Source organism: Flammeovirga sp. MY04 (assembly GCF_001682195.2).
In the GTDB taxonomy this organism is placed as follows: Bacteria; Bacteroidota; Bacteroidia; order Cytophagales; family Flammeovirgaceae; genus Flammeovirga; species Flammeovirga yaeyamensis.
Window position 1 is genome coordinate 1,783,026 of record NZ_CP003560.2, and the last position, 21,541, is coordinate 1,804,566.

Annotated in this window: 14 protein-coding genes; 11 read left to right on the plus strand and 3 right to left on the minus strand. The window is 35.7% G+C overall.

Translation table 11 applies throughout. From position 1 onward, the window contains the following. Nucleotides 1-331: 331 nt before the first annotated feature. Together MY04_RS07285 and MY04_RS07290 are read left to right on the plus strand one after the other, a co-directional pair. On the plus strand, nucleotides 332-1,438 hold the full coding sequence (locus MY04_RS07285; protein WP_066208107.1) for a transporter substrate-binding domain-containing protein: 1,107 nt from the start codon (nucleotides 332-334) through the stop codon (nucleotides 1,436-1,438). Next, nucleotides 1,425-1,796 carry a YraN family protein gene (locus tag MY04_RS07290; protein WP_066208110.1) on the plus strand — a complete coding sequence of 124 codons (372 nt, stop codon included), beginning with the start codon at nucleotides 1,425-1,427 and terminating at the stop codon, nucleotides 1,794-1,796. Before MY04_RS07285 ends, MY04_RS07290 begins: the two co-directional genes overlap by 14 nt. Before the next feature lie 60 nt (nucleotides 1,797-1,856). On the opposite strand, the gene MY04_RS07295 is transcribed toward MY04_RS07290, so the two are convergent. From MY04_RS07295 to MY04_RS07305, 3 genes are all read right to left on the minus strand, one after another. Next, nucleotides 1,857-7,667, minus strand: a complete 5,811-nt coding sequence (locus MY04_RS07295) for a glycoside hydrolase family 48 protein (protein ID WP_066208113.1) — start codon at nucleotides 7,665-7,667, stop codon at nucleotides 1,857-1,859. 498 nt (nucleotides 7,668-8,165) lie between these two features. Beyond that, nucleotides 8,166-10,091, minus strand: coding sequence for an acetate--CoA ligase (gene acs, locus MY04_RS07300; RefSeq protein ID WP_066208116.1), 1,926 nt, complete (start codon nucleotides 10,089-10,091; stop codon nucleotides 8,166-8,168). 99 nt (nucleotides 10,092-10,190) lie between these two features. Further along, nucleotides 10,191-10,613: an IS1/IS1595 family N-terminal zinc-binding domain-containing protein gene (locus tag MY04_RS07305; protein WP_066208118.1), complete on the minus strand. Its 423-nt coding sequence runs from the start codon at nucleotides 10,611-10,613 to the stop codon at nucleotides 10,191-10,193. 388 nt (nucleotides 10,614-11,001) lie between these two features. On the opposite strand from MY04_RS07305, the gene MY04_RS07310 reads away from it, so the two are divergent. The 9 genes from MY04_RS07310 (at nucleotide 11,002) to MY04_RS07350 (ending at nucleotide 21,387) form a co-directional block, all read left to right on the plus strand. Beyond that, nucleotides 11,002-12,225 carry a DUF5723 family protein gene (locus MY04_RS07310; protein ID WP_158297609.1) on the plus strand — a complete coding sequence of 408 codons (1,224 nt, stop codon included), beginning with the start codon at nucleotides 11,002-11,004 and terminating at the stop codon, nucleotides 12,223-12,225. 165 nt (nucleotides 12,226-12,390) lie between these two features. Further along, nucleotides 12,391-13,638, plus strand: coding sequence for an efflux RND transporter periplasmic adaptor subunit (locus MY04_RS07315; RefSeq protein WP_066208124.1), 1,248 nt, complete (start codon nucleotides 12,391-12,393; stop codon nucleotides 13,636-13,638). Nucleotides 13,639-13,640: 2 nt separating this feature from the next. After that, a complete protein-coding gene (locus tag MY04_RS07320) occupies nucleotides 13,641-15,095 on the plus strand; it encodes a TolC family protein (protein WP_066208127.1) in 1,455 nt (484 codons plus the stop codon). A gap of 224 nt (nucleotides 15,096-15,319) precedes the next feature. Next, a complete protein-coding gene (locus MY04_RS07325; protein ID WP_066208131.1) occupies nucleotides 15,320-16,012 on the plus strand; it encodes an ABC transporter ATP-binding protein in 693 nt (230 codons plus the stop codon). A 2-nt stretch (nucleotides 16,013-16,014) separates the two neighbouring features. Next, entirely contained in the window at nucleotides 16,015-17,253 is a 1,239-nt protein-coding gene (locus tag MY04_RS07330) for an ABC transporter permease (RefSeq protein WP_066208135.1), read from the plus strand. Beyond that, nucleotides 17,250-18,440, plus strand: coding sequence for an ABC transporter permease (locus MY04_RS07335; RefSeq protein ID WP_066208138.1), 1,191 nt, complete (start codon nucleotides 17,250-17,252; stop codon nucleotides 18,438-18,440). Before MY04_RS07330 ends, MY04_RS07335 begins: the two co-directional genes overlap by 4 nt. A gap of 82 nt (nucleotides 18,441-18,522) precedes the next feature. Beyond that, nucleotides 18,523-18,702, plus strand: coding sequence for a hypothetical protein (locus tag MY04_RS07340; RefSeq protein WP_066208140.1), 180 nt, complete (start codon nucleotides 18,523-18,525; stop codon nucleotides 18,700-18,702). A 2-nt stretch (nucleotides 18,703-18,704) separates the two neighbouring features. Next, on the plus strand, nucleotides 18,705-20,108 hold the full coding sequence (locus MY04_RS07345) for a sigma-54-dependent transcriptional regulator (protein ID WP_066208142.1): 1,404 nt from the start codon (nucleotides 18,705-18,707) through the stop codon (nucleotides 20,106-20,108). Next, the gene (locus MY04_RS07350) at nucleotides 20,095-21,387 is read left to right on the plus strand and encodes a sensor histidine kinase (RefSeq protein ID WP_066208144.1); all 1,293 of its coding nucleotides are present in this window, start codon (nucleotides 20,095-20,097) and stop codon (nucleotides 21,385-21,387) included. The genes MY04_RS07345 and MY04_RS07350 overlap by 14 nt, the downstream gene beginning before the upstream one ends. The last annotated feature ends 154 nt before the right edge of the window (nucleotides 21,388-21,541 follow it).

Genomic DNA, 21,541 nt, shown 5'->3' on the forward strand with positions numbered 1-21,541 from the left:
TTTGAGTGAGGTTGATTACTTGCTCACGACAAACATAATAAAAGTATTTGATTCCGTATATTTGAATATACAACTACACAAATACATATGATTATCTCCCTATCCGATAGATTTATAACTGAGAAATTAATAATTGTGATATTTACATGATTTAATAATTGTAAATAATTTATTATCAGTTATTTATATATTTATTGAATTCAATAAAATGATTGAGTAGATATAAAATATCAAAGATTAACTCATAATAATTAACTGATAAAATTTTTATTATTAATACTTTTTTATCTTTATGTACGGAATTGTAACCAATCTGAAAATCTACTATTGAATGAAGAGACTCCTTCTGCTTTCTTTTTTATTAAGTATTTCAATTATTTCATTTGCTCAATCTAACTTATCATCAAGAGATAAAATCGTTAAAAACAAAATTTTACGAGTTGGCGTGAGACATGACCCCCCCTTTGTTATTAAAGGTGTGGACGGCACTTTCTATGGCTTAAGTATAGATCTTTGGCATATGGTTGCAGAAGACATGCATTTAGTTTATGAATTTGTGGAATATGAACATATGCCCGGCTTGATCTTGGCACTATCTAGGAAACAAATTGATATTTCTGCGAATCCAATGCCTGTGAGTAGCACCAGAATTCGTCAGTTAGATGTCACCTACCCTTTTATGACAACATCCCTAGGTGTTGTAGTGAAAAAAAACAAGCAAGACGAAATAACTATTTTCTTTTCTAACCTTTTCTCTATAGGTTTTATGAAGCTATTTTTCACCTTAATCGTTATTGTTTTCCTCTTTGGAACATTAGTGTGGTGGGTAGAAAAGAAATATAACGCTAAAGATTTCAGAGATGGTATCGAAGGTATTATGGATGGAATTTGGTGGTCGACGGTTACCATCACTACAGTTGGATACGGTGATAAAACTCCAAAAACAACCTTAGGGAGAGCAATTTCTATGGTTTGGATGTTTATTGCTATCAGTTTGATATCAAGTTTTACTGCAACAATTACTTCAACTCTAACTTTAAATCAATTAGAAGGAAAGATTAATACGGTTGAAGATTTAAGAAGAATGAAAGGAAATATAGGAGTAACAGCACATTCTGGAGCTGAAAGCTACCTATTAAAACATCAAATAAAACCACTAACATTCACCACTCCTGAAGAAGGATTATTGGCATTAGAAAACGGAGAGGTTGCTGCTTTTATGCACGACAAACCAATTATGCGTTACGTAATTAAAGAAAGCGGAAACGAAGAACGGTTCGATATTTTACCATCCAATTTCAAACAAAATTACTATTCCTTCTTTATGCCTCGAAATAGTAAATCCTACAAGAAAATTAACGCCGAAATAGTCGATAACATTGACAAAGACTCTTGGCATCGACTTCTCATAAAATACAATATGGATGACATCAAGTAAAACACAAAAACAAGAACTAGGAACAAAAGGTGAAGACATTGCTTACGATTATTTAAAAAACAAAGGCTATACGATTCTAAGAAAAAACTTCAGATCAGGTAGAAACGAAATTGATATTATCTGTAAAAAGAATCGGTTTTTAGTATTTGTGGAAGTCAAGACAAGGACCAATTTATCTTTTGGAATGCCTGAACAACATTTAAGCAAGCAGCAAGAAAGAAACATCATAAATGCTGCAGTAAATTACATGGAGTTTAACAAATTGGATTTTCTTCCTTTAGTTAGATATGATGTAATTAGTGTTATTTTAAATAATGGAGAATATTCTGTAAGACATTTTACCGATGCTTTTCATTAAATGAAAAAACTCTCCCTCTTTTCAAAGGGAGAGTAAAATCTTGTGATTTTGAATCAGAAATTATTGCTTAATAATTTTAGTACGAAGTACTTCTTTCGTATCTGAATTCGTTAATTCAACAATGTAAGCCCCTCTAGGAATATCATTTACTGATAATGATACACTTTGATTGCCATCCGAAGAGATTGTCGCCTCTTTGTAAACATGACCCATTGTGTTATAAATTCTTACCGTCACATTCGATAAGTTGAAATTAGTCGCTAATGTTAAGTGACCATTTGTTGGGTTTGGACTTGCAAGAATTGTTGGTTCTTCATTTAAACTAGTAGCAACTGGACTTGCAATTCTTGAAGCTGAAGAACTTGAAGAAACACTATCACCTCCGAAGAAGAATCCATATTCAGCATTTGCTAAAGCCACTTCTATTTGTGCCCAACCTCTATGATAACGTTGAGTGAATGGCTCCCCTGCCAAATAAGCAGTTTCTAATCTTGCAAACTCAGGATCTTCTTTATATTGAGGACGAATATCTAAGAATTTAGCACCTGTTTTAATCGTATCACCTGTTGGTAAAGTACCTACAAATGTATCAGGAATATAAACTTCTTGCTCAAAAATTCTAGCAAAATCTGCTCTCTCTTCAAGTGATGCAACACCTTTATCATCACGATAAGTCACCCACATTCTATCCAAGATTTCTTTCGCTAAATACTGTGCTGCAGTATCTAAAGTAGTATACTTTTCAGTAGCTGCGGCATAGTAAATAAGTGTTTTAGCTAAAGATGCTGCCACACCTAAGTCTTGGTTATAGCTAGTTACTGTAACATGAAGGTCTGCATTTGAACCAGGGTTCGTTGGATTCCAAGTATCCGGCTCGCCTGTCCATTCTAAACCAGCAGGAATATCAAAATCATTCTCTCCAACAAGAACTGTTTCTTTAACAGCCCAATTCGCCCATTTCGTAATCAAGTCTCTAGCTCTAGGATCGTTGTTGATATAATACAACTCAGCAATACGCTCCATAGACCATACTTGCCATCCAAACCATCCACCAGAACCTGGATCATGATAAACAGGGTTTTCATCGTAAGCCATTTCATAGAAAGTAGACTTACCTGCTGGGTAAGCACTGTAATCGCCATTCCAGCTATTTGTAGCACCACCTGCGATACCACCTTCAGCAGATTGTAACCAAGTATAGAATTCTAATTGACGGTCTAAACTTGTTGTCCAATCTCTCACACCATTTGCAGATACAGGCTTTAATTCTTCCACTTGTGATAAAGCGTAGGCTGCAACTGGATTTTGGTAACCGAAGTGACAGTGAGATGCTCCAATTCTGAATGCCCATGCTGCTGAAGCATCAGTTGCTCCACCCCATGACATATACCATGACATTAAGTAGTGTGCATTATCGTAGCTAGTTTGTGATGTTGCACTTGGATCTTGGGCACCTAGAGGTTTGAAGTACTTATCAAACATTGCTAATCTTAGGTAATCACCCATTTTAGATGCTTTGTCAAGATCTAAGTTGCTTAGACTCACACCTTGTTCTTTCGCATATTCATATGCCCAATACATAACCTGCACCGCCCTAGCGTCAGCATCTGGAGCTGAAGTATATCTCCATTGTGTTGAGTAAGATCTATCATCAGTAAATAATGGTAAGAAACCATCTGCACTACCCCACTTAAATGCTTCCCATGATGGATGAGGTACTGTTTCGAATACAGATTCTTGTTCACCTCTTTGGAAAGTATTGATATAAGATGGAGCACTCACACCATCTCCACGATTACCGTATCCGTAGAAGTTATCATTATCCAATAACCAGTGCATTTGATAAATATGAGGATTACCGTATGCTGCTTCTAACTCTGCCGATACATAATCACCTTGAACTGGATTGGTGAAATCTAATGGTGCAGGATACATACTTGGAAGAGGGAATTCAGGAGCATAAGCCGCTGGGCTTGATGGATCATACGCACTATTTGTTGGTTGATCTTCAGCCGTTGGGATAATAAACTGTTCTGTTTTTCTCCATACTTCTTTTAGAGGTTCCCAATCGCCTGAAATTCTACCGTGCATTGCTTCTAACCACATCCAATAAGAATATAACTCTGATGTTGATTCGTGGCCATGATCTGGAGCTTCCACAATTAAAGTTTCAATAGAATGATGAGGTGATCCTTCTGGGCTAAAGTAGCCATTAGCAGGATCTAAATACATGTTTCTCATCTCAACGAAACGTTGGATATACTCATTATCTGTATTTGGAGGAGTAATAATTACATTATCCTCTTGAGCAGAAATAGTAATGATAGCAGCATCCGATCCTCCCTTAGTATCTGATACTGTTAAAGTAACGTCATAATTTCCAACAACAGTATATGTATGAGTTGCCATAACACCCTCACCAACAGCACCATCACCAAAGTCCCATGCATATGATAAAGTATCACCATCTACATCCGTTGATCCAGATGCATCGAAACTTACTACAAATGGAATATTACCTACTGTAGCATCAGCAAAGATATTCGCTACTGGAGGAGTATTTTCCACTGGAGGAATAGTACCACCATCACAATTTGGAGCAGTAGCTGATGTACTGAAGTATATAGTAAATCCACCTGTCTTAGATACCATCACAAAGTTACCCTGATCAGAAGTTACCCAATAATCACCATCAAAACCTGGGATACCAGAACCTACAATACTTACCGCTGGCTGAGCCGCATCCATTGTATGTGTAATTTTCCCTAAAAGGTCTACATACCAGTTTGGCTGACCATTATTCGAGTTAAATGAGAATTGATACAATCCCTTATTTGGTAAATCCCAGTTGATTGTGAAATCTCTCATATTACTTAAATCAGGACCTGCATTACCCAATACAAAGATATTTTGATAAGCTGTATGTCCAGTTGAACCAAATGCTTCTGCTTGAGGTGCACCAAATGAGCAATCTGAAGCCATTAATGCCATCGTTCTCATTGAAGAAGCCGCCGCTAAAGAACCTCCACAGTTAGGAGCTGTAGCAGAGTTATTAAAGTAAATCGAGAACGTTCCTGTTTTAGATACTAATACAAAGTTTGCACCATCCATAGTTGCCCAATAATCGCCATCGAATCCAGGAATCCCAGAAGCTGCAATAGTCACTGATGGCTCAACAGCATCAAAAGTATGATTCACTTTACCCAATAAATCAACATACCAGCTTGGCTGACCATTATTTGAGTTAAATGAGAATTGATACAACCCTTTGTTTGGTAGATCCCAGTTGATTGTAAAATCTCTCATAGTACTTAAGTCAGGTCCACCTTCACCCAATACATGGATATTCTTGTAAGCTGTGTGACCTGTTGATTCTAAAGCAGTTGCTTGAGGTGCTCCAAAGTTACAATCGAAGCTACCATCATTTACAGAAATTACTTTAGAAGTAAAATCACTCTTACCAGATACATTTGTTACAGTTAATGTAACTGTGAACTCACCTACTGCATCAAATATATTTGAAACTGTTACACCAGTTCCCACTGAGCCATTTCCGAAATCCCAATCGTAAGTCAAAGCCTCGTCATTAGGATCAATTGAGGAAGAAGCATCAAAAAGTACATCTAAAGGAAGTGTTCCACCATTAGTTGATGTCACAAAAGATGCTATTGGAGGTGCATTTGGATCTAATACTGTAATTAATTCAGTCACCGGAGTAGATACATTTTCACCATCACTTACAGTTAAAGAAACTGTATATTCACCTGGCGTAGTATACGTAGCAGATGGATTTACTAAAGTTGATGTAGTACCATTTCCAAAGTCCCATGAATAAGTGATAGGATCATCGTTAGGATCAGACGACATTGAAGCATCAAAGTTTACAGTCAAAGGAGCAACACCTTGATTTACATCCATAGTAAATTTAGCCACGGGAGTTCCACCACCATTAGGCTCAGATCCGAATACTAAAACACCATTATCGTAGACTGGAATTCTTGGCGATTCATCTTCCGTATCTAAACCGAATGCAGACCAATCATTTGATGTATCATAAGGCACACCATTCGCTACTCTAAAGTTGATTTGAACATCACGACGGAAAGCAGGGTCTCCGATTGGAGCAATTTGCTCCCCTGCTAAAGAAACTTCAGCATAATAAATATTATTTGCTGCATCCCAAGCTGCTACGGTCATTGTACTTTCCCCTTGAACAGAGTTCAATTCTGGCTGATAATCTGCGATTGTATACCCTTCAGCAACTCCTTCAGAAATATCAAAGAAGTAACGGAATGATAATTTATCTGTAACTCTTGCTGGCCAAGCTGTTCTGTTTTGAACTAATACTCTAACAGTACTACCTGATGCATTATTACTGTTGAATTTAGAGAATGTTCTGATTTCAGAACGTGTAGGCACTTCCGGAATTGGGAAGTCAGCCAATGGCTCACCACCGAATTCTTGATACATTCTCGCTAATGCTCCAGTAAAACAAGCATTGTAATCACACGCCACCTCGTTTGCTACATAGTCAGAACGATCATCTACAAATTGATCATTAGGCTCACCAGGACCACCTACAAGTGCTCCATAAAGTGTATGGCTTGGATCAATTGGATTGTTTAAAAGATTGTTCGCCCAAGCCCCGTGTGCAGATCTATGGTGAGGATTGTATGCAGGATTATTTCCATAACCCACCATAAAACTTCTGTTAATTGGGTTATCACCCAAAGCATAGTTGATCTGATTTACAGCAAAATCGTGGTACTTCGCTTTCTTCTCTGGTGTTGTTGCTACTCTATCACTATAAATAAACGCAACTAAAGCCGTATTTGAACTATGGCGTAATGAACCCCACTGCATTAAGTGAGCTTGTCCACCTGGGCTGTAAGGAATTCTATCTCCTGCATAACCGTCTGTCCAATAATCAAGATGTCTTTCCGCATCAGCTTTGTACTCTGCCTTACCTGTTAATTCCGACATCAAGACATAGATTCCGTAGGCTTTATCATCCCAAGCAAGACCCCATTTGTAAGCCTTTAGATCAGATTGTCCTTCGTTTGACAATAATGGATATTCCAATTCAGCTTTAGCTAAGTAATCTGCATTACCTGTTGCTTTATACAACCATGCAGCACCCCAAACTAATTCGTCTTGGTAACCACTAAAAGAGCGGTAGAACCCAGAAGCATCAGTGATTGATTCTGAATACACTCCTCTGTAATTGTCCGCAAAAGAATACAATTCTTCTGCGTGTTGTAAAAGTAATGCACTGTATGCAGGATCTGAATCTTTAAAAACGATGCTACAAGCAGCCATTGCCGCTGCTGTTTCTGCAGCAAGGTCAGAACCAGGGTTCGCAGCATCAATTTTGTATGCTGGACGAGCCATTGTCATTACCTCTGGAGAACCCCAATAGGCATGGTCAGGACCACCTGCACCTACTTGACCGTAGAACTCTGTTGGACCAGTATGACACTTTATAAAATAGTCAGTAACGAAACGAAGATTACGCTTCATTACATCTAACTGACCACTTTGTCTGTAAGCATCTTCATACTCCACAACTCCCCAGGCTAAAGCGGTGACACTAAACGCCATAGGGAAACCAAATTTAACATGGTCTCCTGCATCGTACCAACCACCGGTTAAATCCAAACCGACATCGGATCCGTCTGCTAGTGCTGAGTCATCTCTCCATGTGACTCTATTCCAGTCTGGCAGCTTACCTGATTGCTGTGCCTCGTAGAAAAAAATGGATTTCTGTAATGCTTCACCATATCGGTGTTGCGCGAAAATCGTAGTAGTAGGTATGGAGGCCCACAGTAGAATTATCAATAACTGCCTCCAGAAAATGTTGTTATGTTTCATTTAATTAAGCAAATAATTAGTTAAGTAAAAATTCATTGGCAGTACTCTCCCATCCACTAAAAATCAATGAGGCGCCTTCATCATAATTAGTGTATGATCAAATACTTATTATTCATTTAGATTGAATACAAGAAATAATATGCAGCTTATGTTCTATGAGAATAATTGTTTTTAGTTTTCTGTCGTAGATTTCATTCATACATTTAGTAGTTGTCCCCAACTAAATTATTACCATATCGATAGCTAGTCATATTTGGTTTTATTTATTTTTAAACTGATGTCAAGATTGTATTTCTTTGCTTATTTGTCAACTTTTACGTCTTATCTTTTTTACTTTCAATTTACGTCATTATTACAACCCATTTTTCCAATTAACTGATTTACTGACTATTACAAAGTTTTTATTATGGATTTCAAATTGCTAATAATTCAATCAATAGTATATAAATAAATCAAGACACAAAAAAAGGTGTTGAATAAATCAACACCTTCTGTTTGTTATGCTTTTACTTGATCGTCTTTGACGACCCCTTCTTTGATTGCTTCCACAATACTTGGATCTAATAACGTTGATGTATCACCGAAGTTATCCGTTTGTCCCTCAGCAATTTTTCTAAGGATCCTTCTCATGATTTTACCAGATCTAGTCTTAGGTAATCCTCTCACAATTTGCACCTTTTCTGGTTTTGCGATCTTACCGATTTTTTCGATTACAACTTCAAGAATTTCATCTTTAAGCTCGGTTATCGTTGAGAATTCCAACTCTTCAGAATCGCAAACCACATAAGCATATATACCTTGTCCTTTGATCTCATGAGGATAACCAACTACAGCTGATTCCACCACAGCTTTATGCATATTGATAGCATTCTCCACTTCTGCAGTCCCTATTCTATGGCCAGAGATGTTCATTACATCATCCACACGACCCATAATTCTGTAGTAACCATCTTCATCACGACGACAGCCGTCACCTGTAAAGTACAATCCTTTAAAGGTAGAGAAGTAAGTATCTTTACAACGCTGATGATCACCCCAAGTGGTTCTTAACATAGAAGGCCAAGGATATTTCACACATAGGTTACCTTTTACTCCTTTTCCTTCGATCTCATTACCATCAGAATCTACAAGAATTGGTTGAATTCCTGGCAATGGTAAAGTTGCATAGGTTGGTTTTGTTGGAATTACTCCGGCAATTGGTGATATCATAATACCTCCAGTTTCAGTTTGCCACCAAGTATCTACAATTGGACATTGTCTCTTTCCAATATGTTGGTGATACCATTCCCAAGCTTCTCTATTAATAGGCTCGCCAACCGTACCCAAAACTTTAAGGCTATCCAATTTATAAAGTTCTACATACTCTAACCCTTGCGCCATTAATGCTCTAATAGCCGTTGGAGCAGTATAGAATATATTTACTTTTAAACGATCCACAATTCTCCAGAAACGACCTGCATCAGGGAATGTTGGTACTCCTTCGAACATTACTGAAGTTGCTCCTTCTAATAATGGTCCATATACTATATAAGAGTGACCAGTAATCCAACCAATATCGGCAGTACACCAATAGATGTCGTTTTCTTGATATTGGAACACATTTCTGAAAGTGTACCATGTATACACCATGTAACCACCTGTAGAGTGAACCACCCCCTTCGGTTTTCCGGTTGATCCGGAGGTATATAAGATAAAGAGTGGATCTTCTGAATCCATAACTTCAGGCTCACATGTGTTTGGAACTGACTGAATTTCGTCGTGCCAATACACATCTCTTGCATCATCCATCTTTACTTCGGCCCCTGTGCGTTGGTAAACAATCACCCTCTCCACTCCTTCACATTGGAATAAAGCTTCATCAGCAATTTGTTTCAATTCCACTACTTTGTTACCACGTGGACCTTGATCTGCAGTTATTAAGATCTTCGCTCCTGCATCATTGATTCTATCTGCCAATGCTTGAGCAGAAAAGCCTCCAAATACAACAGAATGAATTGCTCCAATTCTAGCACAAGCTAAAACAGCAATTGCTAGTTCGGGTACCATCGGCATATAAAGACATACACGATCTCCTTTCTGAACTCCATTTCTTTTTAGCACATTGGCAAAAAGACATACTTGTTCGTGAAGTTCTTTATAAGTGAAAATACGATCTTTTTCATGAGGATCATTCGCTACCCAATGAATAGCAGTTTTGTCACCTCTTGATAGTAGATGTCTGTCAAGACAATTTTCTGTGATGTTTAGTTTTCCATTGAGGTACCATTGAACATTGTAGTCGTCGAAATCGTATTCGACTGTTTTGTCCCACTTTTTTCGCCAAACGAATTGTTCAGCTACTTCTGACCAAAAGCGCTCTGGTTCGGACACGCTTCTTCTATACGCAACAGCGTAATCTTCTAGGTTGTTAATTCTGCTAATCATAGTGTTTAATTTGTTATTACTGAAGTTTCCGATTTTGAATATATATAGTTGACCACTTTTTAAACACCTTACATATATACCTTTGCTAATTATATATATCTATGATCTTTTTTCCCATGAAATAACCATATACTTAGCGCCTACATTTGTGATCATTGCTGTACCCTCTTCTAAATTTTCTTTATTGATCACAAAAGTGAGTAATTCGCTATGGTTGAGCATTTGATATTGTGGGTTATATCCAATTTTCTCCAACTTTGGGATATTGTATTTTTTCACCCAATTCATCACTGTAACATGACTAACGCCTAAAATTCTTTCGATTTCTCTGTAAGAGACTCCTTCTAAATACAATTGCAACGCTTTTATCACATATTTATGATCGATCTCTTTTCCAAGTTTCGACACGGTGAAATTATAACAACATTTTTTACATTTATACCGTTGTTTTCCTTTCACCATTCCACTTTTAGTAATTTGATCGTGGTGACATTTTGGACATTCTGATTGTAGATATAGCATATTAGTGAATGGATATTTCTGTAATTTAATTCTTATTTTGGATGTAGTTTAGCTATACATTTTAGCATAGCTATACCTAATTAGCATTATTAATGTAAAAACTACACTATTTAATGAATTTTAACACTTCTACATCCTTACTTGAGAGTTCACACCTATTAAAAGTATCGAAAAAGCTGGGTCGTGAAATAATATATTTGGATTAATAGTCTTTAGGCAAAAATTGATGAAGTAGTTTTCGTTATTATCAATAGATTAAATAAGAAGGAAATATATGTTGTCCTCAAATACTTTTCGCATAAGTTCCACCCAAAATCAAATCAAACTGTGAAAATATTTTTCATCGGGCTTAGGTTTATAGTATATTCGTTTATAATATCTAGATCATATGCGCCACAAAATCTTTTATAACTGTACTCTATTACTCCTCCTTCTTTTCAGTTTTACTCACCAAGTAAAAGCACAAGAAGAGAGTATTTTATACTTTATGAATGATTTACCTCAGCGACAACATCAAAACCCTGCCCATAAAAGTGTTTACAAAACTTCGATTGTACTGCCAAGTATGTATATAAACAATAACTCTATCATTTTACCTTTTGATGTGATAATTAATGGAGATGAGTTCCCAGGTAGTTTTGATTTAGGAGAAGTACTCAATGAACTCAATCAATTAGAACAAGATGAAGATCATGCTACTTTGGAAATTGCAGGGGTATATGTGACTAATGATAAAATTAGTTTAAGCTTTTTTGCTAGAGAAAAAGCACATTTTTTATCTTATGATGAAAACTTGAATGTACCTACACCTTTTAATGCACCTGCATCAAATGCTACTAAAACTTTAGATATTAACCATTACAGAGAATATGGAATTGGTTTCAATTATAATATAAAAGATCGTCTAACTCTCGGATTTAATGCTAAATATGTTTCTGGAATTAATCAGATTAAAATAAATGGCAGTGAGCTGGATAGTGCTAATCAAAATAATAATTCTGGATTAGTAGCCTACCAAAGTGGGAAAAATGGACATGGCTATTCTGTTGATTTAGGGGTTTCTTATCAAATCACTGATCATTGGTTAATTGATTTAGCTGTAACTAACCTAGGACAGATTTATTGGAATGAAGCTTATCAATATGCAGAAATAGGTGATGTTTACCCTAACACTGAAGAAATACAAAGTGTAGAGGCAACTGACCCTTTTACAACAGTGCTCCCTATGCAATTCGTTTTGGGTGGAAGTTATGATTTCGGTCATCGCTTTCTAATAGGTGCGACTGTTGGTGGAGGATATTATAGAGATATCTTCAACCCTAAATTTTCCATAAATATGCACAAAAGGTTTGCTGACTTCCTAGGTTTAGGTATTAATTATTCTAGAGAAGGCACTGGTTTGGAAAGAGTTGGTGCTTCTGCATCAATTGGTTTCCCTGGCATTAAAGCCTATGCAATTACCGAAAATGTATTCGGAGTAATTGATCAATGGGATAACGATCGCTCTTTAATGATAAGAATTGGTGTGAATCTTAATTTTGGATATGTCAAAAGGAACTACTTAAACAAAAAGGAAACTAGGTCAAGCAAAATCATGGAAGCGGAATGGTAAATTTTACAAACTGCTTCATTTTGGAGCATTTTGTTGCATAGCATGTCATTTACTTCACTTTTCCTCAACCTCAAAAATACACACAACCACATAGATATCAGATAGTTACCTATTTATGGGTAGATATTTTCATAATGATTGGCATCACATTAAAATTCAGTCATTATGGACAAGGTTATATCAAAGTCAACTCAGAAAAAAGCTAAACAAAAAAAACAGATTCAATATGTTGCCATTATCATAGGAATATGTGCTGTGGCCTATTTTGCTAATTCATTTTTAGGAAAATCAATTAAAAGAAAAGACATCTCTATTGGAGTCGTTACTAAAGGCAGTATATCATTAACAGTAAATGGTAGCGGTAAAATCGAGCCTGTTTATCAAAAGGCTATTACTTCTCCTTTCTCCACTTTTATAGAATCTATCCACAGCAGTATTGGTGAGAAGGTGGATGAAAATACTTCAATTTTACAATTAAATACTACGGCAGAAGAAAGCACTTTATCTTCTTTAATTGATGAAGCCAACATTAAAAAAGCAGAATTAGAAAAAGAGAAGTTAAGATTAAGAAAAGAGTTGTATCAATTAAATAAAGAAGTGGAGATTAACGCTTTGCAATTAAGAAGTCGAGAGGAAGCTTTAAAAGGTGAAATGACTTTGCTTGAAATTGGAGGTTCAACAGAGGAGAACGTAAAGCAAGCGAAAACACTTTTAGAAATTGAAAAACTGAAGCAAGATCAATTACAAAATGATTTAAAGATCAAAGAAAAAGCGATCGAACAAGAGATTAAAACATTGTCGTTGTCATTAGGTATTCAGCAAAAGCAAATAAAGGAACAAAGAAGAAAACTTGATAAAGCACAGGCACAGGCAGGTATCGACGGTGTAATCACTTTCTTAAATGATAATGTTGGTGCAAGTGTAGCAGAAGGAGAAATCTTAGCGAAAGTAGCTAATATCGAAAAACTAAAAATTAGAGGTACGGTAGCAGAACAAAATGTGGGTCAAATATCAATTGGTATGGAGGTGAATATTAAATCTTCTAAACACAATTATGTTGGTCAGCTGACTTCTATCTCTCCTAGTTCAAAAAATGGGATGTTGACGGTATTCATCGATTTACCTCAACAAGATCACCTGGATTATCTAAGACCGGATATGGTAGTGGATATCAATATCATCAAAGAACAAAAAGAGAATACGATAAAGTTAAAGAATAGAGGTGCTTTTGAAGGGAAGAAAGTAGAAGAACTATTCGTGATTAAAAACGGAGTCGCTGAAAAAGTTTCTGTGAATACAGGTATGAGAAACAGTCAGTGGGTGGAAGTTACGTCAAACTTACAAGAAGGAGACTCCGTGATTATCTCCCCTTATGAAAAGTTCAAAAATGCTAACCAAATTCAACTTCAATAGTCATGAAATACCTTATCCTTATTATCAGTTTAGTTTGGGCGAGTACTTATGTGAAAGCTCAAAAGACATTGACACTGACACAGTGTATCGATTTAGCGCAGTATCAATCCAACCATATGCGTATTGCAAAACAATCATTAATTATTGAAAGAAGAGAATATGAAGCTTTTAAAACAGAGTTAAAACCACAGTTGGTTTTAAGTGGGTCGCCGATGGCTTATGGAAAGAATTACAATCCGATTACTCAACCTGACGGAAGTATTATTTATCAGCCCATTGAACAAAATAATACAAGTATGGAGCTGAATTTAGAACAAAGAATTTCAGCGACTGGCGGTACTATTTTTATGGGGAGTCAGATGAGTCGATTTGATAATATTCAGAACAGTTCTCATCAATATCAGGCTCAACCTTTCTATGTAGGGTATTCTCAGCCAATTTTTCAGTTCAACCAATTAAAATGGCAAAAGAAATTAGCACCGCTTCAATTACAAGAAGCAGAAAAAGGATTTGTGGAAGATATGGAGTTTATCGCTTTACGTACAACAGAATTCTATTTCAATGCCTTAACCGCACAATGGAATATGGACATTGCGGCTCAAAACGTGAAAGATAACAAGAGAATTAAAGAACTGACAAAAGCCAAAAAGGATTTGGGGAAAGCAAGTGATAGTGAAATGTTACAGGTGGAATTGAATGTTATTTCTGCTGAACAAGCCATGACTTCTGCTCACCTAGACTACAATATAGCATTAAGAGCCTTGCTTAATTACCTACAACTTGATTATGCCACTGAGACGATATCACTTATCGTTCCAAGCGAATATAAGTTGAATGATGTGAATCAAGATGTGGCTTGGGATAAAGCACAATTGAATAGAAAAGATTTTATTTCATATCAGAGAAGGTTATTGGAAGGTGAAAGTTTGATTGTAAAAGCGAAAAGAGACAATCGTTTCCAGGCCAATGTTGAAATGGCTTTTGGTACAAGTAATCAAGCCACTGATTTGGGTGAATCTTATAAAAACTCTGTGGAGTCGCATCAGGTAAATGTTACGTTACGTGTTCCGATTTTAGATTGGGGACGTGCTAAATCTAGAATTAATGCAGCGACCTCAAATTATGAGTTGGTACAGGCACAGATCGATCAGGAAAAATTGGACCTCCAAAGAGAGGTGATTAATGCAAGTGAACAAGTGGAAACTATGGCGAAGCAAGTAAAATATATTCAGAAGGCGGATGAAGTAGCACAACAGAAATACAATATTGCTTTGCAAAGATATGAATTGGGTGATATTAGTATCAGAGAATTGGTATGGTCTACTGACGAAAAAGACCAGGCTAAAAATGCTTACCTCAATACTTTAAAAGGCTACTGGATGAGCTACTATCAGTTACGTACCGTCACTTTATACGATTTCGAGAAAAACGAGAATATCTGGTATGTGTTCCAGTAAGAAGTAAACTGCTCCAAAACGGAACACTTTGCCACTGACTGAATCATTTTAAAATAGAAGAATTTGAAAGAAATAGCATTCAACAACTTAATTACCAGTTAGTTATAAAATTTTGAACACTTTTTTCATATATAATAGTGAAATTTAAATCACTAAAAAGCTAAAACAAAAAGGTAGAAGACTACCCTACTAGTGTCAAATAAAAACATTAAAAAATTATCATTATGATCGAGTTAAAAAACATCAGTAAAGTATTTAAGACAGACGCCGTAGAGACTTGGGCGTTAGAGGATGTATCCTTAAACATCAAGAAAGGAGAATTCATTTCTATTATGGGACCTTCGGGATGTGGTAAATCCACTTTATTAAGTATCATGGGTCTTTTAGATTTACCTTCTGATGGATCTATTATTATTGATGGCAATAACCCATTAAGCTTATCTGATAGAAAGCTAGCTAAATTCAGAAACGAACACTTAGGCTTTGTATTCCAATCGTTTCATTTGATCAACGATTTAAGTGTGAGAGAAAACGTGGCTATGCCATTATTATATAGAAAGATCTCTTCTAAAGAAACAAAACAACGTGTGGAAGAGGCGCTTGAAAAAGTAGGATTATCGCATAGAATGGACCATAAACCTTCTCAGCTTTCTGGTGGTCAGCGTCAGAGAGTAGCGATTGCAAGAGCCATTGTTGGAAATCCTTCCATCATCTTTGCCGATGAACCAACAGGTAACTTAGACTCAGTAATGGGTGAAGAAGTAATGCAAATGTTGATGAAACTAAACAAAGAAGGTGCAACAATTGTGATGGTAACTCACGATGAACAACAAGCGAAAATGACCGATCGTATTATCAGAATTTTTGATGGTCGACAAGTATCTATTCAAACTCAAGCTAACTTCGAAACTGTATAATTATGATTACCTACATTAAACTCGCTTGGCATTCTTTACAAAAGAATCCGTTCTTCTCTTTCATTATCCTCTTTGGTATCAGCATGACCATTATGGTGGTGATGTTCATCGGTTCTATCTTAGATACGTCTTTCGGTAGCAACGACATTTATAAAAACATGGATTTAGTCCTTAGTGGTGCAAACGTAAGAGTAAACCGTGTGGAAGGAGAAGGTTATTCTAGTGGTCATTGGCATTACCAATCATACAAAGAGTATTTCTCTAAAATGAAATCTTTTGAAGTTTCTACAGTTACTTTAAATCACTATTTCAGTAATGTGTACTATAATGAACTGGGTAAAAAAATCACACGTTTAGATATTGATCAGAATTTTACTGAAATTTTCCCTCTACAATTCCTAAAAGGCAGAAGTTTTTCATTAGATGATATTGAACAAAAAAGACAAATTGCCATTATCACAGATGAGCTTGCAGCTGATTTATTTGGGAAAGAAGATCCGATTGGAAAAAAAATCAAAACAAACTCACAGTTCTATGAAATAGTAGGTGTTGTTGAAAAAGAAAATAAACTAAGAAGACAAGCTTTTGCAGATATCTATACACCTTTTGATATTTATAGAAAACCTAATCCTAATTGGCATCAATATCTTGGAAGTTGTATTTTCTTTATGAAATTCAAAGACAAAGATCATTTGCTTCAAGGACAGAAAGAATTTCAGCAAATTGTAAAGAGTTTACCCATCGATTCATCAAAAAATGAGATGAGTGTTGAAGCTGATTTTCTATCAGAGAAAGGTTGGATGTTTGATTTCCTTTTTGATATGGGAGATGAAAACATGTACTATGTCTACCTTTATTCAATCGTTTTGATCTGTATGGCGATTCCTGCTTTAAGTTTAATCAATTTAAACATTACTAGAATTACAGAGAGAACTGCTGAAATGGGCATAAGAAAAGCCTTTGGTGCCTCCTCTTTCGACTTATTACGACAGTTATTAATTGAGAACGTTTTCACTACGCTTATTGGTGGAGTAATAGGAATAATCCTGGCTTACATCGCAACATTCTTATTTAACACTTACAGCTGGATGGGTGCAGATGAGCGATTAGAAATCAATTATGGATTACTTGTATTCGGCTTTGGTTGTACATTATTCTTTAGTGTATTATCAGGTTTCTATCCAGCACTAAAAGTTTCCAATTTTGGTATTATCAACTCCCTAAAATCAGACAAGCAATGATAAAGCATTTAATATATATTTTGTGGACTCGTAAAAGAAAAAATTCTTTGATGGTCGTAGAGATTGCCTTCTCTTTCTTAATCCTGTTCCTTTTATTTACTCTACTTATTAATAAGTACAAAAACGCATCACATCCTATCGGATTTAATACAGAAAACATCCTGATTTTGAATCTTGATCAAGATAATGTGGACAAAGAGGATAAAACAAAAGAAAAACAAGACGAATTGTACAATGCCATTTTCCAAACTATTAAGCAAGAAAATGATGTGATTGGTGTTTCAGAAATAGATTATTCCCATCCTTACTCTGGAAGTAGAAATACTACTAGGTTGGTTGTTGGAGAAGGTGTTCGTTTTGACCCAACTGAGCAACGCTTTCGCCCTTCTGCATTTGATCTAATGGATTTGGATTTTATCAAAGGTAGAGGATTCACATTTGAAGATGCCCAATTAGGATATAGCCCTATCGTAGTGAATAATCAGTTTTACCAAAAACTGTTGCCTTTCTTAGATGAGAATGAAATGTTTGAAAGTGAAGGCACATCTTATAAAATTACTGGTGTTGTTAGTTATTACAACAAGCAAAGTGATTTCAGTGAACAAGAAGATATAGTAATACGATCAGCTGATTATTTAGATTGGCTTAAAGATACACATCAAGATCGTCTTTTTGTGAAAACCAAAAATGATCCAAGAAAATTGGAGGCTAGTATAGTTAGTTCAATAGAAAAACTGAATCCAAAATTAGTGGTGAGCACAGACTATTTTGATAGTCTTCAAGATTCATACAACAAATGGGAAATCCTTCCTATTTTCCTAATATCATTTGTTGCCATGTTCCTTGTATTAAATATTGCATTAGGTCTTTATGGTGTACTGTGGTACAATATCAGTAGAAGAAAAAGTGAGATTGGGGTACGTAGAGCAATGGGTGCATCATCTTCTGAAATCTTCCAGCAAATGCTCTTAGAAGTAGTATTGTTATTTATCATTGGTGTAGTAATAGGCGGTATTTTCGCTATGCAATTCCCTCTACTAGGAGTGTTTAATTATACCACAATGGAATATACAATGGGCGCCTTAATCGCTTTTGGTTTTGTGTTTATCATCATTTTAATCTGTGGTTACTACCCAAGTAAGTTAGCCACTAAAGTAACGCCTAATGAAGCGTTGCATGAGCTTTAAAATATTAGAAGACTTCTCAACAAAACTAAGATATAAGTTTTGTAAGATCTTCAATCATAATAGGTAAATAGACAATTATAGTGTGGGTGGAAAGTTTCCATCCATACTTTGTCATAAAAATATATTTCAAAATAAATTATCAGCAGAAGAATGTATTGCATTAAAAATTGCAGAAAAGTTGATGATAAAAAACGATAAATCAGATATCATTAGTGGCATTAAATCATCATCTGATGTACCTTTATCGAATTACAATTTTTAATTATGACAAACTCCCATATACTAATCATCGATGATGACGACGCCGTTCGTAAATCTATCGGTCTATTTCTTAAACTTCAGGGTTTTAAACCATTATTAGCCCCACATCCAAAGGATGGTTTGGCATTACTCAAAGAATTTGATTTTGCTTGCGTTCTTTTGGATATGAACTTTAAAGTGGAAACCACCGGTGAGGAAGGGTTAGAAGCTTTAAAACAAATCAAAAAGGTGCAACCCAATCTACCTGTAGTTTTGTTTACAGGTTGGGGTTCGATGCAATTGGCTATTGAAGGCATGAAATTAGGTGCTTCTGATTTCATCAATAAACCTTGGGAGAATGATCATTTATTTAAGTGTATACAGGGAGCTATTGAAGTAGAGAAAAATAAGCACATCCCTCAGAAAATAGAGAAATCGGCCACTCGTAAGCAGCTCGAAAAAGAATTTGATATTGCTTCCATTGTTGGTCAAGATCCCAAACTATTACAGGTCTTACAAACAGTTGGACGAGTGGCTAAAACTGATGCTCCTATTTTAATTATGGGAGAAAGTGGTACCGGTAAAGAATTAATTGCCGAAGCAATACATAAAAACAGTAGCCGAAAAGATAAAGAATTCGTCAAAGTGAACCTTGGTGGTATTTCCTCTTCCCTATTCGAATCGGAAATGTTTGGTCATAAAAAAGGTGCTTTTACTGGCGCACATTCCGATCGTGAAGGTCGTTTTAGCATTGCGAATGAAGGTAGTATTTTCTTGGATGAAATGGGTGAATTAGATCTCGCCTCTCAAGTGAAATTACTTCGAGTATTGCAAGAACGTAAATATGAACCTTTGGGGTCATCAAAAACTGTTTCTTCAAACTTTAGAGTAGTCTCTGCTACGAATAAAGTATTACCGGAATTAGTAAAAGAAGGGAAATTTAGAGAGGACTTATTCTTTAGAATCAACCTTATTACGGTATATCTTCCATCACTTAGAGAAAGAAAAAGTGATATCCCTTTATTAGCGAATCATTTCTTGGAAAATATCTGTAACACTTATGGTATTCAAAATAAAGTGATAACGGATGAAGCTTTAAAATGGCTTCAAAAACAACCACTTAAGGGAAATATCAGAGAGTTGAAAAATTGGGTGGAAAGTACTGTTTTGATGAGTATCAATGATCAACTTCAGATTAGTGATTTTGAAAACAACCCTACCAATATCAATGCATTCCAAAACGATGAAATCAAAGAAGAAATCGTTCCTGAGGGGATGACTTTAGAGGAAATGGAAATCATTATGATTAAAAATGCCTTGAAGGAAAATCGTTATAAGATTGCTCCTGCTGCTAAACAATTAGGGATTTCTAGAAATGCACTTTACAGAAAAATTGAAAAATACGAGATAACGGATGCTCAAAATTGAATATAGTTTACTGGCTCTTTTTACAGTAGGAACACTTATTGGAATCACTTTTCCTATTCGCGAAACACACCCTCACTTGTTTTTACTAGCCGAGGTGGTTTCTGTTGCATTATCTATTTGGATTCTTCGCCTTTGGTTGTTTATCAATAAGCCGCTGAAGGAGTTGAACAATGCTTTGCGATTATTAAAAAACAATGATTTCCAAAGTCGATTACTCCCTACTCCTCACCCTGTGGTCAATCAATTGGTTGAAGTCTTTAATCAGATTATCGATAGAATTCATAAAGAACGGTTATCACAAAGAGAACAAAGCTATTTCCTGGATCAGCTAATAAAAGCCACACCTCAAGGCATTATCATTTTAGATCATGACGAGAAAATTATTCAAGCCAATCCATCGGCACTTCAATATTTAGAAATAGATTTTGATAAAATACAATCGTTAGGTCTTAAGGAAACCAATATTCTTTTATTGGATAGGCTTGCTGAAATTCCATTAAACTATCCTTCAGAAATACAATTAAGTGGAGGTAGAAAGTATAGATGCTTTAAATCGTCCTTTATTTTCCAAGGTTTTCCTCAGCAATTCATTATCCTTCAAGACTCTTATTTAGACGACTTGAAGACAGAAAAACAAGCGTATAGTAAAGTGATTCGAATGATGAGTCATGAAGTCAATAACTCTGTCGGAGCCATCAATTCGTACATCGATTCTTTAAAATACTTCCCATTAGCTGACGAGGACTTAAAAGAAGATTATGATGAAGCTTTGGAGGTTGTAAAAACCAGAAACGATAATATGGCGACATTCATGAAGAATTTTGCTTCAGTGGTGAAAGTTCCTGAACCGGTTCTTAAAGAAATCGATTTAAAACGTAGTATTGATGATATCATCAGAATCTACGCTACAACTTTTGAAGCCGATGACATTCATATTGTAAATGAAGTCAACAACGCTATTGTTGTGAAAGCTGATGAAACCCTCATTGAACAGTTGTTTATCAACATCCTTAAGAACGCTAAAGAGGCTTTATTGGAATCGAAGAATGAACGTGTGATAAAAATTTCTACTGAAGGAAACGTATTGAGTATCTGGAATTCAGGGCCAAAAATCCCTGAAGATGTTGAACAAAAATTGTTTACTCCGTTTTATAGTAGTAAGCCTACAGGTCAGGGAATTGGTCTAATGATTTGTAGAGAAGTCTTAGTGAAACACAAATGGGACTTTAAACTGCATTCCTTACATGAAGGAGCACAGTTTGATATTTATTATAAATAGTTACATTCTTCTTCCTGTATGTACTGAATCTCTGCCGAGTCTTTGTGACTTTAGTTGATAATTTTTTAGACTTTGCCTATTAGATTTTTGGTTAAAAAAATACAAGATTCCTAAACAAGAGAATATATAATTCTTTAAGATTTTATCTTTGGAA

What these genes read in the sequence shown, in the direction of transcription:
- acs (WP_066208116.1), bottom strand. Translation starts at nt 10,091, where the DNA reads ATGATTAGCAGAATTAACAACCTAGAAGATTACGCTGTTGCGTATAGA.
- MY04_RS07320 (WP_066208127.1), top strand. Translation starts at nt 13,641, where the DNA reads ATGAAATACCTTATCCTTATTATCAGTTTAGTTTGGGCGAGTACTTAT.
- MY04_RS07290 (WP_066208110.1), top strand. Translation starts at nt 1,425, where the DNA reads ATGACATCAAGTAAAACACAAAAACAAGAACTAGGAACAAAAGGTGAA.
- MY04_RS07350 (WP_066208144.1), top strand. Translation starts at nt 20,095, where the DNA reads ATGCTCAAAATTGAATATAGTTTACTGGCTCTTTTTACAGTAGGAACA.
- MY04_RS07285 (WP_066208107.1), top strand. Translation starts at nt 332, where the DNA reads ATGAAGAGACTCCTTCTGCTTTCTTTTTTATTAAGTATTTCAATTATT.
- MY04_RS07330 (WP_066208135.1), top strand. Translation starts at nt 16,015, where the DNA reads ATGATTACCTACATTAAACTCGCTTGGCATTCTTTACAAAAGAATCCG.
- MY04_RS07335 (WP_066208138.1), top strand. Translation starts at nt 17,250, where the DNA reads ATGATAAAGCATTTAATATATATTTTGTGGACTCGTAAAAGAAAAAAT.
- MY04_RS07295 (WP_066208113.1), bottom strand. Translation starts at nt 7,667, where the DNA reads ATGAAACATAACAACATTTTCTGGAGGCAGTTATTGATAATTCTACTG.
- MY04_RS07305 (WP_066208118.1), bottom strand. Translation starts at nt 10,613, where the DNA reads ATGCTATATCTACAATCAGAATGTCCAAAATGTCACCACGATCAAATT.
- MY04_RS07325 (WP_066208131.1), top strand. Translation starts at nt 15,320, where the DNA reads ATGATCGAGTTAAAAAACATCAGTAAAGTATTTAAGACAGACGCCGTA.
- MY04_RS07315 (WP_066208124.1), top strand. Translation starts at nt 12,391, where the DNA reads ATGGACAAGGTTATATCAAAGTCAACTCAGAAAAAAGCTAAACAAAAA.
- MY04_RS07310 (WP_158297609.1), top strand. Translation starts at nt 11,002, where the DNA reads ATGCGCCACAAAATCTTTTATAACTGTACTCTATTACTCCTCCTTCTT.
- MY04_RS07345 (WP_066208142.1), top strand. Translation starts at nt 18,705, where the DNA reads ATGACAAACTCCCATATACTAATCATCGATGATGACGACGCCGTTCGT.